This window comes from Pseudomonas sp. 28 E 9, assembly GCF_900004785.1.
In the GTDB taxonomy this organism is placed as follows: domain Bacteria; phylum Pseudomonadota; class Gammaproteobacteria; order Pseudomonadales; family Pseudomonadaceae; genus Aquipseudomonas; species Aquipseudomonas orientalis_A.
The window spans coordinates 379,082-394,153 of the sequence record NZ_CVTK01000047.1; the positions used below are offsets into that span (position 1 = coordinate 379,082).

The following is a 15,072-nucleotide window of genomic DNA, read 5'->3' on the forward strand; positions in this document are numbered from 1 at the left end:
GCTCTCGATTTTGTTCACTGCCTGGAATGACAGGCGAGGTGAAAAAAAGGGACAGCCTGCAGTTGAATAATTATTCCTGGGCGCGATGAGATAACCACCCGGGTATCGCCGTCGCCTCCATCGGCCTTGCGATCAAATATCCCTGAACCTCATGACAGCCCCACCCGCTGACAAGCTCATACGTTTGAAGGGTCTCAACGCCCTCAGCCACCACGCGGTACCCCAACGAATGGGCAAGTTTGATAATTGTGCGTACCAGACGCTGACTCCTGGACTGCTGAACCAGGTTTTCAATCAGTGAACGATCCAACTTAACGACACTGGCGGGCAGCCGTTGCAGGTGGGACCAGTTACTGTAGCCCGTTCCGAAGTCGTCAATGGCAATCTCGATACCCAACGCACGCAGCTCTTTGAGATGGTGCAGCACGCTGTCGAAATCACCTATGCGGGCGCTTTCAGTCAACTCCACTTCCAGTAACCGAGGATCGAAATCAGCCTGTCGAACCCTATGGACCAGCGCGCTTATGAATACTGAAGACTCAATATCCTGCACCGTGACATTGATCGACACCTTGAAATTCAAGCCCTCACGCTGCCACTGAGCCGCCTGGTCGATCGTGTTGCGCAAGACCCACAGACTGATCTGCCCCATCAACGCTGTTTTTTCAGCCAGCGGGATGAACTCGGAAGGTCCGATTGCCCCCAGAAGCGGGTGCTCCCAGCGCAGTAGCGCCTCGACCGACGTGCATGTTCCGCTGCCTATATCAATGCGAGGCTGGTAGACCATTCGAAATTGTTCATCACTGGCTATAGCCGTTGCCAGCGAGCTCAGGATAATAAAAGTGCGCTGCTGCGCGGCGTCCAGTTTATCTTCGTAGTAACCCCAGCCAACCATTCGATCCCGGGCATCATCGGCGGCGCTGATCGCCAGGCGCAGACACTCATGCGGCGACTTGCCTGCCCCCTCAAGTTTCAACAAGCCAACGCCGACGGTCATCTGCAAAGGAATGTCGTGGCACAGTACCGGCGTGATGTAGTCATTGATAATGGCTTTGCTGACAGCTTCTGCAATGGGGTACGGCAAAATAAGGCCGAACCGTGTAGGGCTGATTTTGTAAAGCCGCGATTCGGATGGGACAATCCCTAACAGGCGCTCCTTGATAGCCAGCATCAATTCCAGGGAAAACTCATAGCCCAACGTCTTGACTATCTCGTTCAAAAAGTCGGGAGAGATCACATCAATCACGACGATACTGCAGACTTCTGCGCGACTCTGAGCATTGCCGATGTCGCTCTCAAGCCGAGCGCGGTTGTACAGGCCTGTGGCAGGGTCAACATAGTTTTCCGATCTGAGCGCAATAATTCGACTCATCACCAGTCCAGCCAGATGCCTGAGCATTGAGGCATCTTGCTCGCTCATCATTGGCCGGGTGACGGTGTCGATCACGCACAGAGCGCCAAGCCCCAAACCGTCGTCAGTGGTCAGGGGCGCGCCCGCGTAATAGCGGATGCCTGGAAGCCCGGTGACCAGGGGATTGTCCTGGAAACGCAGATCGAGCGTCGCGTCCAGCACCTCGAGAAGCTCGTGCGAGTACAAGGTATAAGCACAGAAGGATTCGCTGCGGGGCGTTTCATTGATGCTCACGCCGACCTTGGCGCGGAACCACTGTTTGTGTTCATCCACAATTGAAATGAGCACGATGGGTGCCCGGAAGTATTCGGCACAGAGCGCAACGATTTGATCAAACGTACCATCGCGCTGATCGTCGAGCAGACATAGCTCTCGAATTCGCAGAAGACGACGTTGCTCAAGGGTTGACAGATCTTCAGCGTGTTCCATCAGACTCTCAACGAAGGTAATGAGATAGAGGACGATTGTTCGACGTCGAATGCATCCGCAGTGCGTCCGACGATTCCTGCGCGACCTAAGCCACTTGAGTCGCGAACCTGCCCACCGCCTCGACGACTCTCTTGGCGCCATCCTGAATTTCAACAATGACCTGGCCTGCCTGCGTGGCAAGTTCAAGGCCTTGCTCCGCCTGGGACTTACTGTTTGCCATCTCGGCCACGGTTTGTTCCACCAGCTTCTGGTTCTGCAACACAACCGATGCGATTTCTTCAGTCGCGGTACTGGTGCGGCCGGCCAGTTGTCGAACTTCATCGGCTACCACAGCGAAGCCTCGCCCCTGCTCACCTGCGCGAGCAGCTTCAATCGCCGCATTCAATGCCAGCAAGTTGGTTTGCTGCGCAATGCTGCTGATCGTCTGAATGATCGAGCTGATCAACAACGACTGCTTGCCGAGCGCCTCTACCCCGCCGGAGGCCGCCTGCATATCACCCGCGACTTTACGCATGGTGTGCATCGTATCGTTGACTACGACGGCTCCGCGCTGAGCAGTTACATCGGTCTGTTGGGAGATCTCAAATGCCGTTTGGGCTGCTTCACTGACGTCCTGTTCACGGGCAACCTGGTCGGTGATAACCGTCGCAAACTTGACGACCTTGCAGAGCGTTCCTTCGGTGTCATAGACCGGGTTATAGGTCGCTTCCAGCCATACCGTCCTACCGCTGCTGTCAACACGCTCAAATCGCCCGGCGACAAACTCACCCTTATTCAAGGTAGACCAGAACTCTTTGTATTTCTGCGACGACGCTTCATCCGGCCTGCAGAAAATACGGTGGTGACTGCCCTTTGCCTGGCTCAGGTTGTAGCCCATCGCTTTCAAGAACTGCTCATTGGCCATGAGTACATGCCCGGAAAGATCGAATTCGATCACGGCCGTCGAACGAAGTAATGCATCGATAAAGGATGTGTTTTCCGACGCTTGTTCCACGCGCGAAGTGATGTTCGTGGCATGGCAGGTCACATGGCTCAACTTGCCATTTTCATCCTTTACAGGTTGCCAATGTGCGTGAAGCCACACCAGGGAACCATCGGCGTGCAGGTATCGGTATTCATCAGAGATGGACTTGCCCGCCGCTACCGCTGCTCGAAAGTTATGAAAGCATGGGAGCTTGGAGACGTACTGCGGAACAACATCAGCCATGGCGCGACCCAGGAGTCGATCCTGGTCGTAGCCCAAGGCGCCTGCGAAATGTTCGTTGCAGGCGATAATTTTGAATGCCGGGTCGATACTCATCGTCAGCATTTCGCGGTTCAGGCCATCGCGCAGTTGGCGCAGCTCCAGCAGCTCTGCCGTCTGAGCGTGAAGCTGGTTCTTGAGTTTGGTATTGAACATGGAAAACCGCCTATAGGGTCATAACAAGTCTATCGGCACCGCCTGCATGATATTGAGGCGGTTCGACGCAGATAAATGATGGGACGTTAAAGTACCGACCTGCGCCCCCGACGTGTCAAAGACGCCGTCCTGCGCCAACCTGGCGCCCTAAGCGGCCGTGAAGAAAGCCACTTTCGCCGTAAGGCGATCCGCCAGCTGCGAGAGTTCCATGCTAGCGGTTGCAACCTGATGCGAACCGGTGGCTGATTGCACGGTGGAGCCATGAATACGGTTGATGTTTTGAGCGACATCATCAGCCACGCCACTCTGCTGTACGGAAGCGCTGGCAATCTGGGCATTCATATGACTGATGGCGCCAACCTGCTCGCTGATCCTGGCCAGCGCACTCTGCGCGCTGCGGGTTTGTGTGACGGTTTGGCTTGCCAGCTCGCAACTGTTGCGCATGGTTTGCGAGGCGGCTTCCGTCCCCAATTGCAGCGTGCTGATCATCTCCCGAATTTCCTCGGTGGACTGCTGGGTACGGTTGGCCAGCGAGCGCACTTCATCAGCGACCACCGCAAATCCGCGCCCATGTTCTCCTGCCCTCGCCGCTTCAATAGCAGCGTTCAGCGCCAGCAGGTTGGTTTGAGAGGCGATGGAGTTGATGACATCGATCACTGACCCGATATTTTCACTGTATTTGGATACCTGATTTACGGTACCCGTGGTTTGATCCAGCATTATTGCCAGTTGCTCAATGGCAACGGCAGTGCTGGCAACCAACCGATTACCGTTTTCCACTTCGATGTCGGCCAGGCGGGAAGCATCAGCCGCCTGCGCGGCATAGCCGGATACTTCGCTGACCGTCGCGGCCATTTGCGTGATGGCTGTAGCCACCTGCTCGGCTTCATGGGTTTGCAGGTTGATCTGGTCATTGTTGGTTGACGAGGTGGCCGACAATTGGATGGAGGAATGATTGACCTCCTGGGCTGCCCCGCGCACTTGTTGAATAGTCTGCGCCAAGTGCACAAGCGCGTCCTTGAGCACCCCCATCACGCTCTTGGGGTAATCAGTGGAAATCGTCTGGTTCAGATCACCCGCCGCCAGACGCTCAATGGCCAATGCCACCTCAGTGGGCTCCGCGCCCAATGTCGATTTAACGAAGCGAATAATCACCGCCGATAACGTGACGCTCAGCAGCAGGGCAATACCGGTCGCGATCAGCATCAGGGTACTGAACTGGCTGGCCGTTTCCTGCACCGCGCCGAGCTTGGCCTTGATGGATGCCTCTTCATAGTCAATCAGCGCATTCACGCGCTTTAACCACTCGCTGTAATCCAAAGACGTTTGACGCATCAGCAACGCCTGGGCTGCGGGAATGTCCCCCGCTCGGCGCAGTGAAATGACCGCCTGGGTGGATGCGAGGGTTTGTTGTTCAATCTCCTTGATTGCGGTCAACAGTCGAAGCTCTTCGCCCGTCACGCTTGCGCGTGTGAACAACTGATCCATCGGCGCCGCCGAGTCGGCGTAGGCTTGCTCCAGGGCTTTGATCTGCGACAAGTATGTGTCCAGATCAGGGTCGCTGGTCACCAGCACCGCATCCCGGATAGCAATGGCGCGGTTATGCACGCTGCCACGAAAGTTGATGGCGTAGCGCTGCACCTTTGCCGCATTTTCACCGACGTCGCCCAACGTGGCATCGATAAAGGCAACGCGCTGAATGCCGATGGCTGTGATCATCGTCAGAAGCGCCAGGATGGCTGCGAAACTCAGCCCTATGCGTGTGGCCAACGAAAGCGTTTTCTTCATGGCTTACTCTGAAATATGCCCGTCACGGGACTGGATTGATGCGGATGACGCGAGGGGCGCGGTGAGCCAATCACGCTGGGTGGGTTGAAGATACGTCGATGCCGGATAACCAATCCATTGAGTATTACGCACTGCATTGATAGCTCAGTGCTATCACGCGAGCGTGGATAAAACAAATCCGTAAGTCAGCCAAGACCGACGCCCGCCATCTTCACCGACATCAATGCCCGGACCAGCGGGTCAGCTGGCCATCGCTCGGAACCTGAGAAAAACGGCGACTGAGGCTCCCGCCAAGGGCTCACGCAATAGCCCTGTATGTCACCGGCCTTGGCCTGATTGGGTAGTTTCAGCCAATCAATGACTTCCTTGCCGAGGCCCCTTATGGCACCGACTCACATCGCTTGCGCCTTTCTGTATGTCCTATTGCTGAGCACTGTCTGGCCTGGCCACGCCAGAGACCTCGCCGAGGGCCTTACCGAACAGTCACCCTCGGTGGCACTTGAAAATAAAAACCAACGGTACCCGCAATGGACCGGCATCGGCTCACTGAAAAACGCCTTGGGCCAGACCTGCAATGCCGTTCTGCTGGACACGCGCAATCGCCGGGGTAAGGCCGTCGGCCCGGCGTATGTGCTGACCAGCGGGCATTGTGTGTTCTACAGCTACGGTACAGCGCGCATCCGCCAGGCGTTCAACGCCGATGTGACCTTCAATTACTTTCATGACACCCCCGAACGGCATGCCACTTACGCCGTCAAGACAGCACATTGGAGCAGCATGGCGGGCACTGACCTGGCCGTACTCGAACTGGATACGTCACTGGCCGTGCTGGTGGCCAGCGCGATCATGCCACTCAAGCTGGCCTCTCATCGTCAGGCATCGGATCGAGAAGTGATCAACGTGGGCGCGCCAACCGGTTTTCTGAAAAAGGGCCTGCGCATGAGTGTCTGCGTGGAGTCGCCCCTCAACAGTTTTGCCGAACACCCCGGCGTGTTTCCCGGCGCCTTGCACAACCGCTGCAACGGTCTGCGCCCGGGCAGCTCCGGCAGCCCGATGCTGGACCGCAACACCAATGAAATCACCAGCATCATCAGCAAGGTCGCGTCTGCCATTCAAAAGGACATTCTCAACAGTTGCCAGAACAACTCGGCGTGCGAAGCGGCCAAATTCAATTACAGCTATCCCGCCAACGATGTGTACTACTGCTTTGTAGACGGTGTTTTCCGTAACGACACCCCAACCTGCCAACTCAAGGCCGTTGACATCACGCTGGACGAGCCGTGGAATCTGAAACCGTATGTGCACTTGCAACGTGACGCCGCCGACCAAATTACCCGTCCCACCTGGAACCTGAGGTTCTCGATCCAGGAGCCGTTCTACCGATTCAAGACCGTGAATGACATCACCGATTGCTCACGCACGCACGGCTACCAAGTTGCTGCCGGCTCTGACGAGGCCTATATCGACCAGCCCATCGGCCCATCGCTGGGGCCGCATGTGCTATGCATACTCGGGGTGCCAAAGGCCGAGCAGCCGCTGACCGAAGCACTGCTGCGCAATGTGTTCACCCATTCGGTATTCCTGACCAACCCGGCACCGGCCCCGCAGCTCAAGCACCGCTATCACATCGCCTGGGAAAACCAGCACAACGGTTTCAACCGGCATTACTACTACAGCGTGAACCCGGCGATCAGCACCCTCTGTGGCGATATTGACGACGATCGCTACACCCTGGCCATCGATGGCATTTTTCTTGATATAGCCGAGCTGCCCATCACGCTATGCAGCTATGCGCGTAACAGCGCCGGGCAACCGTCGGCCATTCGTACGGACGTGATCAAAGGTGCAACGGATGGTTGAAGCCTTTGACCCGTCTTGCCCCCGTAAAAGCTTGCGCGACGACACTGAGTGACCGCCCGGGCGTAGCGAATCAGATTTGTGCCAGACCGCCGTCGACGGCAACCTCACTGGCGGTCATAAAGCTGCTGTCCTGCGACGCGAGAAACGCGGCTGCCGCGCCGCCCTTCACCGCCGCGTAGAGTCGATCGAGGTCGGCCACGGCGGCGTCAAGCGCGTCCTGGCGGCGGCCGAAGATGAATACGAAGGCTCCCTCCTCGATAAAGCGTTTTGCTGCGGCAAGGCCGATACCGGTAGCGCCGCCGGTAGATAGTTTTGCGCAGGTTTTACGCGGGCACAAAAAAGCCGATCTAGCTGATCGGCTTAGTGTCTGATTTTAATCAGGAATAATGGTCGGGACGGAGTGATTCGAACACTCGACCCCTAGCACCCCATGCTAGTGCGCTACCGGACTGCGCTACGCCCCGACTAGGCGTGTTACTGGGTTTGCTTCTTAGCGAAGCGAATCGGAATATACCGCAAGCTTTTGAAATGTGGAAGTATTTTAAAAGCCTGAATCACTTTTTCAACACCACCAGCACATCTTCGAGTTCGGAGATCATCTGGCGGATCAGTTGCTTGTATTGGGTGGTGTCGTCTTTGGCTTCATCACCGGACATGCGCTGGCGCGCGCCGCTGATGGTGAACCCCTGGTCGTACAGCAACGCGCGGATCTGTCGGATCATCAGCACATCCTGGCGCTGATAATACCGACGGTTCCCGGTGCGTTTGACGGGGTTGAGTTGAGGAAACTCCTGCTCCCAATAGCGCAGCACGTGCGGTTTTACCGCACACAGCTCGCTGACTTCACCGATGGTGAAGTAGCGTTTGCCCGGGATGACGGGTAGTTCGTCGTTATGACTTGGTTCCAGCATAAGCCTCAACTCGGGCCTTCAACTTCTGCCCTGGACGAAAGGTGACCACACGGCGAGCCGTGATCGGGATTTCTTCTCCCGTTTTTGGATTGCGGCCAGGCCGCTGGCGTTTGTCCCGCAGGTCAAAATTGCCGAAACCGGACAATTTGACCTGCTCGTTGTCTTCCAGAGCGTGCCTGATCTCTTCAAAAAACAGCTCGACCAATTCCTTGGCCTCACGCTTGTTCAGACCCAACTCTTCGTACAGACGTTCCGCCATCTCAGCTTTCGTCAAAGCCCCCATACGTCACTTCCTTAACGTGGCGTTCAACCTTTGTTCGAGCGAGGTGAGGATATTTTGTGTCGTGGTATTCACCTCATCGTCATTAAGAGTGCGCGATGGATGCTGCCAGGTCAAGCCAACTGCAAGGCTTTTTCTATGCGGATCAATGCCTTTACCCTGATAGACGTCAAATAGCCTGAGGTCCGTCAGCCATTCCCCTGCATTTTCTCGAATTACTTCCAGAACGGCAGTGGCGGCGACTTCACGATCGGCGATCAGGGCCAGGTCACGACGCACTTCAGGGAAGCGCGACAACTCGCTGAATTTCGGCATCTTGCCCGACGCAACTTCAGCCAGGACCAGTTCAAAAACGAAGACTGGACGGTCCAGACCCAGGGTTTTCGACAGTTCCGGGTGAATGGCGCCGACAAAGCCGACCAAGCGACCCTCGCGCTCGATGCGCGCGGTCTGGCCTGGGTGCAGCGCCGGGTGTTTGCCAGGCAGGAACGTGAACGCGTCCAGCGCACCGGCAAAGCCCAGCACGGCTTCCACGTCGGCCTTGACGTCAAAGAAGTCCACGGCGTCGCGGCCCTGTGCCCAGCCTTCCGGCAGGCGGCTGCCGCAGACCACACCGGCCAGCATCGGCTCTTGCTTCAGGCCATCGAGTTGACCGACGAAACGCAGGCCGCTTTCGAACATGCGCACGCGATCCTGCTGACGGTTCAGGTTGTGAGACAGCGCCTTGACCAGGCCTGGCCACAGTGACGAGCGCATGGCCGCCATGTCATTGGAGATCGGATTGGCCAGCAACAGCGGCTCGACGCCCGGGTTGAACAGCTCGAATTGCTTTGGATCGATGAAGCTGTAGGTCACCGCTTCCTGATAACCACGAGCCACCAGCAGGCGACGCAACTCAGGCAGGTGCGCACGCGCCTCGGCCTTCGGTTGTGGCGCAAGGCGCGCTTGCGGGTAGCGCACCGGCAGACGGTTGTAGCCGTACAGGCGAGCCAGTTCTTCGATCAGGTCGACTTCCAGACTGATATCGAAGCGATGGCTTGGCACTTCAACGTGCCACTGCCCTTCCCCACCCGCAGAGATGGAGAGGCCGAGGGCCGACAGCAGTTGCTCGATCTCGGCAGGCTCAATCACCAGGCCGAGCATTTGCTCGACGCTTTTGGCACGCAGGGTGATGGGCGCAATGGACGGCAGGTACTGCTCGTTGACCCTCTCGGTGATCGGACCGGCTTCGCCACCGGTGATGTCCAGCAGCAGGCCAGTGGCGCGCTCCATGGCTTCACGGGCCAGCTGCCAGTCCACGCCACGCTCATAGCGGTGCGATGCATCGGTGTGCAGGCCGTACGAACGGGCCTTGCCGGCGATGGCGATCTGGTCGAAGAACGCGCTTTCAAGGAATACGTCACGCGTGGTCGCGGAGACGCCGCTGTGCTCGCCACCCATCACGCCGGCAATCGCCAAGGCGCGGGAGTGGTCGGCAATGACCAGGGTGTCGGCGCGCAGGCTGACTTCCTGGCCGTCGAGCAGTACCAGCTTCTCGCCTTCCTCTGCCATACGCACGCGGATGCCGCCTTGGATTTCGGCAAGGTCAAACGCGTGCAGCGGCTGGCCCAGCTCCAACATCACATAGTTGGTGATGTCGACGGCCGCGTCGATGCTGCGCACATCAGCGCGGCGCAGGCGTTCAACCATCCACAGCGGGGTTGGCCTGGACAGGTCGACGTTACGGATCACGCGACCCAGGTAACGTGGGCAGGCGTTTGGCGCCGACACTTCAATCGAGCGCACTTCGTCGTGCACGGCTGGCACACTGGCAACCACTGGACGGGTGACGGGCACGTTGTACAGCGCACCCACTTCACGGGCCAGGCCGGCCAGGGACAGGCAGTCGCCACGGTTCGGGGTCAGGTCGACCTCGATGCTGGCGTCTTCCAATTCCAGGTAAACACGAATGTCCTGGCCCACCGGCGCATCGGCCGGCAGTTCCATCAAGCCGTCGTTGCCCTCGCCCACCTGCAGCTCAGCCTGGGAGCACAGCATGCCGTTGGACTCGACGCCGCGCAGCTTGGCCTTCTTGATCTTGAAGTCGCCCGGCAGTTCGGCACCGATCATGGCGAACGGGATCTTCAGGCCCGGGCGCACGTTGGGCGCTCCGCACACGACCTGGAAGGTCTCTGCGCCGTTACTGACCTGGCACACACGCAATTTGTCGGCATCCGGGTGCTGCTCGGTGCTCAGCACCTCGCCTACCACCACGCCACTGAATACACCGGCGGCCGGGGTGACGCTATCGACCTCAAGACCGGCCATCGACAGACGCGCAACCAGCGCGTCGCGATCCACCTGCGGGCTTACCCAGCCGCGCAGCCATTGTTCACTGAATTTCATCCTGCTCTCCTAAAGATTCGTTACGACTAGCGAAATTGCGCGAGGAACCGCAAGTCGTTGTCGAAGAACAGACGCAAGTCGTTCACGCCGTAACGCAGCATGGCCAGACGCTCAACGCCCATGCCGAAGGCAAAGCCCGAAAACTCTTCCGGGTCGATCCCGGACATGCGCAGCACGTTAGGGTGGACCATGCCGCAACCCATCACTTCCAGCCAGCCGGTCTGCTTGCAGACGCGGCAGCCTTTGCCGCTGCACATCACGCATTCCATATCGACTTCAGCCGATGGTTCGGTGAACGGGAAGAAGGATGGACGGAAACGCACCGCCAGCTCTTTCTCGAAGAACACCCGCAGGAATTCTTCGATGGTGCCTTTGAGGTCGGCGAAATTGATATCGCGATCCACCAGCAGGCCTTCGACCTGGTGGAACATCGGCGAATGGGTGATATCGGAGTCGCTACGGTACACACGGCCCGGGCAGACGATGCGGATCGGCGGCTTGTTCGCTTCCATGGTGCGGACCTGTACCGGCGAGGTATGGGTGCGCAACAACATGTTTGCGTTGAAATAGAAGGTGTCGTGCATCGACCGGGCCGGGTGATGGCCTGGGATGTTGAGCGCCTCGAAGTTGTGATAGTCGTCTTCAACCTCGGGGCCTTCGGCAATGCCGTAGCCGATATGGGTAAAGAACTGCTCGATACGTTCCAGAGTCCGGGTGATCGGATGCAGACCGCCCGACGCCTGGCCACGGCCAGGCAAGGTTACGTCAATGGACTCGGCGGCGAGCTTGGCCGCAAGATCGGCCTCCTCGAGCGACGCCTTGCGCGCATTGAGAACCTCGGTGACGCGCTCCTTGGCAACGTTGATCAGCGCGCCGACCTGCGGACGCTCCTCAGCCGGCAAATTCCCCAGGGTCTTCATCACCTGAGTCAATTCACCCTTTTTACCAAGGTAGTGAACCCGGATTTGCTCCAGGGCATTTACATCTTCAGCGCTTTGCACAGCCTCAAGGGCTTGGGCGACGAGCGCGTCCAGGTTTTCCATGTACAGACTCCAGATACAAAATAGGGGAAGAGCTTGAAGGCTCTTCCCCTATTTATGACGTTTACCACCCTGGGCTACAGGAGTAACCCAGGGTGACTGTCGGGGGTACTTAAGCCAAGGAGGCTTTAGCTTTCTCGACAATCGCAGCAAACACCGCTTTTTCGTTCACGGCCAGTTCAGCCAGAACCTTACGGTCGATTTCGATGGACGCTTTCTTCAGGCCAGCGATGAAACGGCTGTAGGACAGACCGTTAACACGTGCACCAGCGTTGATACGAGCGATCCACAGAGCGCGGAACTGACGTTTTTTCTGACGACGGTCACGGTAGGCGTATTGGCCTGCCTTGATTACCGCTTGCTTGGCAACACGGAATACGCGTGAACGCGCGCCGTAGTAGCCTTTAGCAAGTTTCAGAATTTTTTTGTGACGCTTACGGGCCATGACGCCACGCTTAACACGAGCCATGAGTTACTTCCTCTATTCTTGAACCAAAATTAACGAAGGCGCAGCATGCGCTCGACTTTTGCCACGTCAGACGGATGCAGCAAGCTGCTACCGCGCAGTTGACGCTTACGCTTGGTCGACATTTTGGTCAGGATGTGGCTCTTGAAAGCGTGCTTGTGCTTGATGCCGTTAGCAGTTTTCAGAAACCGCTTAGCAGCACCACTTTTAGTTTTCATCTTTGGCATGTTCGGTACTCCGCATTCAGTTGATAAACATAATCAGAAGGCCTGCCGTGCCCTGTTGATTACTTCTTCTTTTTCGGGGCGATGACCATGATCAGCTGGCGTCCTTCCATCTTAGGATGCTGTTCGACCGAACCGTACTCGAGCAGGTCAGCTTCAACCCGCTTGAGGAGTTCCATCCCCAGCTCCTGGTGGGCCATCTCACGGCCGCGGAATCGCAAGGATACCTTGGCCCTGTCCCCATCACTCAGGAAACGTACCAGGTTGCGCAGTTTTACCTGGTAATCCCCTTCCTCCGTCCCTGGACGAAACTTGATTTCTTTAACCTGGATCTGCTTCTGGTTTTTCTTGGCTGCGGCAACCTGCTTCTTCTTCTCGAAGATCGATTTGCCGTAGTCCATCAGCTTGCAGACAGGTGGTACAGCATCGGCGGAAATTTCCACCAAATCGAGCTTGGCTTCTTCAGCCTTAAGAAGCGCGTCTTCAATTGACACAATCCCAAGCTGCTCACCTTCAGCCCCAATTAACCGAACCTCGCGTGCCGAGATATTCTCGTTGATCGGGGCTTTCGGTGCAGCTCGTTTATCTTGTCTCATTTCACGCTTAATAGTAATTACTCCGAATCTGGGCGACCACGCCGGGAAACCGCTTGCGCGAGGAACTCAGCGAACTGGGCGACGGGCATCGAGCCCAGGTCAGCACCTTCACGAGTACGCACAGCGACAGTCTGCATCTCGACTTCCCGATCTCCGATAACCAAAAGATAGGGAACCTTGAGCAAAGTATGCTCACGGATTTTAAAGCCGATCTTTTCATTTCTCAAGTCGGACTTGGCACGAAATCCGCTTTCGTTGAGTGTTTTTTCAACTTCAGCGGCAAAATCTGCCTGTTTATCAGTGATATTCATGATCACTGCCTGGGTCGGAGCCAGCCACGCCGGGAACGCGCCCTCGTAGTGCTCGATCAGGATGCCGACGAACCGTTCGAACGAGCCGAGGATCGCCCGGTGCAGCATAACCGGGTGTTTACGGCTGTTGTCTTCGGAGACGTATTCGGCTCCCAGACGGATCGGCAGGTTAAAATCGAGCTGCAGGGTACCACACTGCCAGACACGGCCAAGGCAATCTTTCAGCGAGAACTCGATCTTGGGACCGTAGAACGCGCCCTCGCCCGGCTGCAGGTCGTACGCAAGGCCCGCGCTGTCGAGTGCGGCGGCCAGTGCAGCTTCGGCGCGATCCCAGAGTTCGTCGGAGCCGACGCGTTTTTCCGGACGAGTGGACAGCTTCATCTCGACTTCGGTGAAGCCGAAATCGCGGTAAACGTCCATGGTCAGCTTGATGAACGCGGCCGATTCAGCCTGCATCTGCTCTTCGGTGCAGAAAATATGGGCGTCGTCCTGGGTAAAGCCGCGCACACGCATGATGCCGTGCAGCGCACCCGATGGCTCGTTGCGGTGGCAGGCACCGAACTCGGCCAGGCGCATCGGCAACTCGCGGTAGCTCTTCAGGCCTTGATTGAACACCTGCACGTGGCAAGGGCAGTTCATCGGCTTGATGGCGTAGTCGCGGTTTTCCGACTGGGTGGTGAACATGTTGTCGGCGTAGTTGGCCCAGTGCCCGGATTTCTCCCACAGGCTGCGATCGACGACCTGCGGGGTCTTGATCTCGAGATAACCGTTTTCGCGCTGAACCTTGCGCATGTACTGTTCGAGCACCTGGTACAGGGTCCAGCCGTTCGGATGCCAGAACACCATGCCCGGCGCTTCTTCCTGGAGATGGAACAGGTTCAGGCGCTTGCCGATCTTGCGGTGGTCGCGTTTCTCGGCTTCCTCGATGCGCTGGATGTAGGCGGCCAGCTGCTTTTTGTCGGCCCAGGCGGTGCCGTAGATGCGTTGCAGTTGCTCGTTCTTCGCGTCGCCGCGCCAGTAGGCGCCGGACAACTTGGTCAGCTTGAACGACTTGAGAAAGCGCGTGTTCGGCACGTGCGGGCCACGGCACATGTCCACATATTCTTCGTGGTAGTACAGACCCATGGCCTGCTCGTCCGGCATGTCTTCCACCAGGCGCAGCTTGTAGTCTTCGCCACGGGCGGTAAACACGTCGATCACTTCGGCGCGCGGGGTGACCTTCTTGATGACGTCGTAATCTTTTTCGATCAGCGCGTGCATGCGCTGCTCGATGGCCGCCAGGTCGTCCGGAGTGAAAGGACGCTCGTAGGCGATGTCGTAATAGAAGCCTTCTTCGATTACCGGGCCGATCACCATCCTGGCGGTTGGGTACAGCTGCTTGACCGCATGGCCGATCAGGTGCGCGCAAGAGTGGCGAATAATCTCGAGCCCCTCTTGATCCTTGGGCGTGATGATCTGCAGGCTGGCGTCGGAGGTGATCAGGTCACTGGCATCGACCAGCTTGCCGTCGACCTTGCCGGCCACGGTGGCCTTGGCGAGGCCGGCACCAATGGATGCGGCGACCTCGGCTACGGAAACCGGATGATCGAATGAACGTTGACTGCCGTCGGGTAGAGTAATAGTTGGCATGGCGCCTCCTCTCCTAGTGGTGACCCCTACCAAAGGTCACGTGGGTTGGGATGAGCCAGTACAAGATCCAACACCAGGCCGTTCAATGCTGAACGCCTGCCTTACAGCGGCAGGAGCCTTTCGGCCAACCGATAATCGAACCAGAGTGACTGGAGTGAACAAAAAAGAGCCCCGGCAAGGCGGCAAATGGCACGCCTGGAAAAAGCCAAGCTCACGATGCTAGCACAGATGAACGGTCATCGCGCCGCCACGACCGGGGTAAAGGCAAATTCCATGCTTTAGGGCCGCAAAAGTGAACTTGAGCTGTACGTCACGCCTCAAACACCCCGAGAATCGCCGTTCG

The 15,072-nt window shown here is 57.5% G+C and carries 12 protein-coding genes, 1 tRNA gene and 2 pseudogenes; 1 reads left to right on the forward strand and 14 read right to left on the reverse strand.

Translation table 11 applies throughout. The features are described 5' to 3' along the window. Nucleotides 1-70: 70 nt before the first annotated feature. The 4 genes and pseudogenes from BFQ00_RS15655 to BFQ00_RS15665 all read right to left on the reverse strand — a co-directional run bounded on the left by BFQ00_RS15655 (nucleotide 71) and on the right by BFQ00_RS15665 (nucleotide 5,027). On the reverse strand, nucleotides 71-1,840 hold the full coding sequence (locus tag BFQ00_RS15655) for a putative bifunctional diguanylate cyclase/phosphodiesterase (RefSeq protein ID WP_065934042.1): 1,770 nt from the start codon (nucleotides 1,838-1,840) through the stop codon (nucleotides 71-73). 85 nt (nucleotides 1,841-1,925) lie between these two features. After that, nucleotides 1,926-2,363 carry a methyl-accepting chemotaxis protein gene (locus tag BFQ00_RS30480; RefSeq protein ID WP_244653295.1) on the reverse strand — a complete coding sequence of 146 codons (438 nt, stop codon included), beginning with the start codon at nucleotides 2,361-2,363 and terminating at the stop codon, nucleotides 1,926-1,928. Between the two features lie 102 nt (nucleotides 2,364-2,465). After that, nucleotides 2,466-3,239: pseudogene (locus BFQ00_RS30485) on the reverse strand (PAS domain-containing protein); the annotation flags it as partial. Between the two features lie 147 nt (nucleotides 3,240-3,386). Further along, nucleotides 3,387-5,027, reverse strand: a complete 1,641-nt coding sequence (locus BFQ00_RS15665) for a methyl-accepting chemotaxis protein (protein ID WP_065887185.1) — start codon at nucleotides 5,025-5,027, stop codon at nucleotides 3,387-3,389. Between the two features lie 381 nt (nucleotides 5,028-5,408). Between BFQ00_RS15665 and BFQ00_RS15670 the strand changes: the two genes are divergently transcribed. Then, nucleotides 5,409-6,887, forward strand: coding sequence for a trypsin-like serine peptidase (locus tag BFQ00_RS15670; RefSeq protein ID WP_065934043.1), 1,479 nt, complete (start codon nucleotides 5,409-5,411; stop codon nucleotides 6,885-6,887). Between the two features lie 163 nt (nucleotides 6,888-7,050). Here the strand turns inward: BFQ00_RS15670 and BFQ00_RS29830 are convergent. The 10 genes and pseudogenes from BFQ00_RS29830 to thrS form a co-directional block, all read right to left on the reverse strand. After that, nucleotides 7,051-7,224: pseudogene (locus BFQ00_RS29830) on the reverse strand (SDR family NAD(P)-dependent oxidoreductase); the annotation flags it as partial. 50 nt (nucleotides 7,225-7,274) lie between these two features. After that, nucleotides 7,275-7,351, reverse strand: a tRNA-Pro gene (locus BFQ00_RS15680). A gap of 90 nt (nucleotides 7,352-7,441) precedes the next feature. Next, on the reverse strand, nucleotides 7,442-7,798 hold the full coding sequence (locus BFQ00_RS15685; protein WP_003174972.1) for a MerR family transcriptional regulator: 357 nt from the start codon (nucleotides 7,796-7,798) through the stop codon (nucleotides 7,442-7,444). Next, complete coding sequence (gene ihfA / locus BFQ00_RS15690) at nucleotides 7,779-8,081, reverse strand: integration host factor subunit alpha (protein WP_002553164.1); 303 nt, start codon at nucleotides 8,079-8,081, stop codon at nucleotides 7,779-7,781. Before ihfA ends, BFQ00_RS15685 begins: the two co-directional genes overlap by 20 nt. Nucleotides 8,082-8,084: 3 nt before the next feature. After that, nucleotides 8,085-10,463: a phenylalanine--tRNA ligase subunit beta gene (gene pheT / locus BFQ00_RS15695; protein WP_065934045.1), complete on the reverse strand. Its 2,379-nt coding sequence runs from the start codon at nucleotides 10,461-10,463 to the stop codon at nucleotides 8,085-8,087. A 26-nt stretch (nucleotides 10,464-10,489) separates the two neighbouring features. Further along, nucleotides 10,490-11,506, reverse strand: a complete 1,017-nt coding sequence (pheS, locus tag BFQ00_RS15700; RefSeq protein WP_003192486.1) for a phenylalanine--tRNA ligase subunit alpha — start codon at nucleotides 11,504-11,506, stop codon at nucleotides 10,490-10,492. A gap of 109 nt (nucleotides 11,507-11,615) precedes the next feature. Continuing rightward, on the reverse strand, nucleotides 11,616-11,972 hold the full coding sequence (gene rplT / locus BFQ00_RS15705; protein ID WP_003192488.1) for a 50S ribosomal protein L20: 357 nt from the start codon (nucleotides 11,970-11,972) through the stop codon (nucleotides 11,616-11,618). A gap of 29 nt (nucleotides 11,973-12,001) precedes the next feature. Next, nucleotides 12,002-12,196, reverse strand: a complete 195-nt coding sequence (gene rpmI / locus BFQ00_RS15710; RefSeq protein ID WP_002553160.1) for a 50S ribosomal protein L35 — start codon at nucleotides 12,194-12,196, stop codon at nucleotides 12,002-12,004. Between the two features lie 59 nt (nucleotides 12,197-12,255). After that, nucleotides 12,256-12,807 carry a translation initiation factor IF-3 gene (gene infC / locus BFQ00_RS15715; RefSeq protein ID WP_170827566.1) on the reverse strand — a complete coding sequence of 184 codons (552 nt, stop codon included), beginning with the start codon at nucleotides 12,805-12,807 and terminating at the stop codon, nucleotides 12,256-12,258. Then, nucleotides 12,807-14,729 (reverse strand): threonine--tRNA ligase, encoded by a 1,923-nt coding sequence (thrS, locus tag BFQ00_RS15720; protein WP_065887180.1) that lies wholly within the window; start codon nucleotides 14,727-14,729, stop codon nucleotides 12,807-12,809. Before thrS ends, infC begins: the two co-directional genes overlap by 1 nt. Nucleotides 14,730-15,072: the final 343 nt, after the last annotated feature.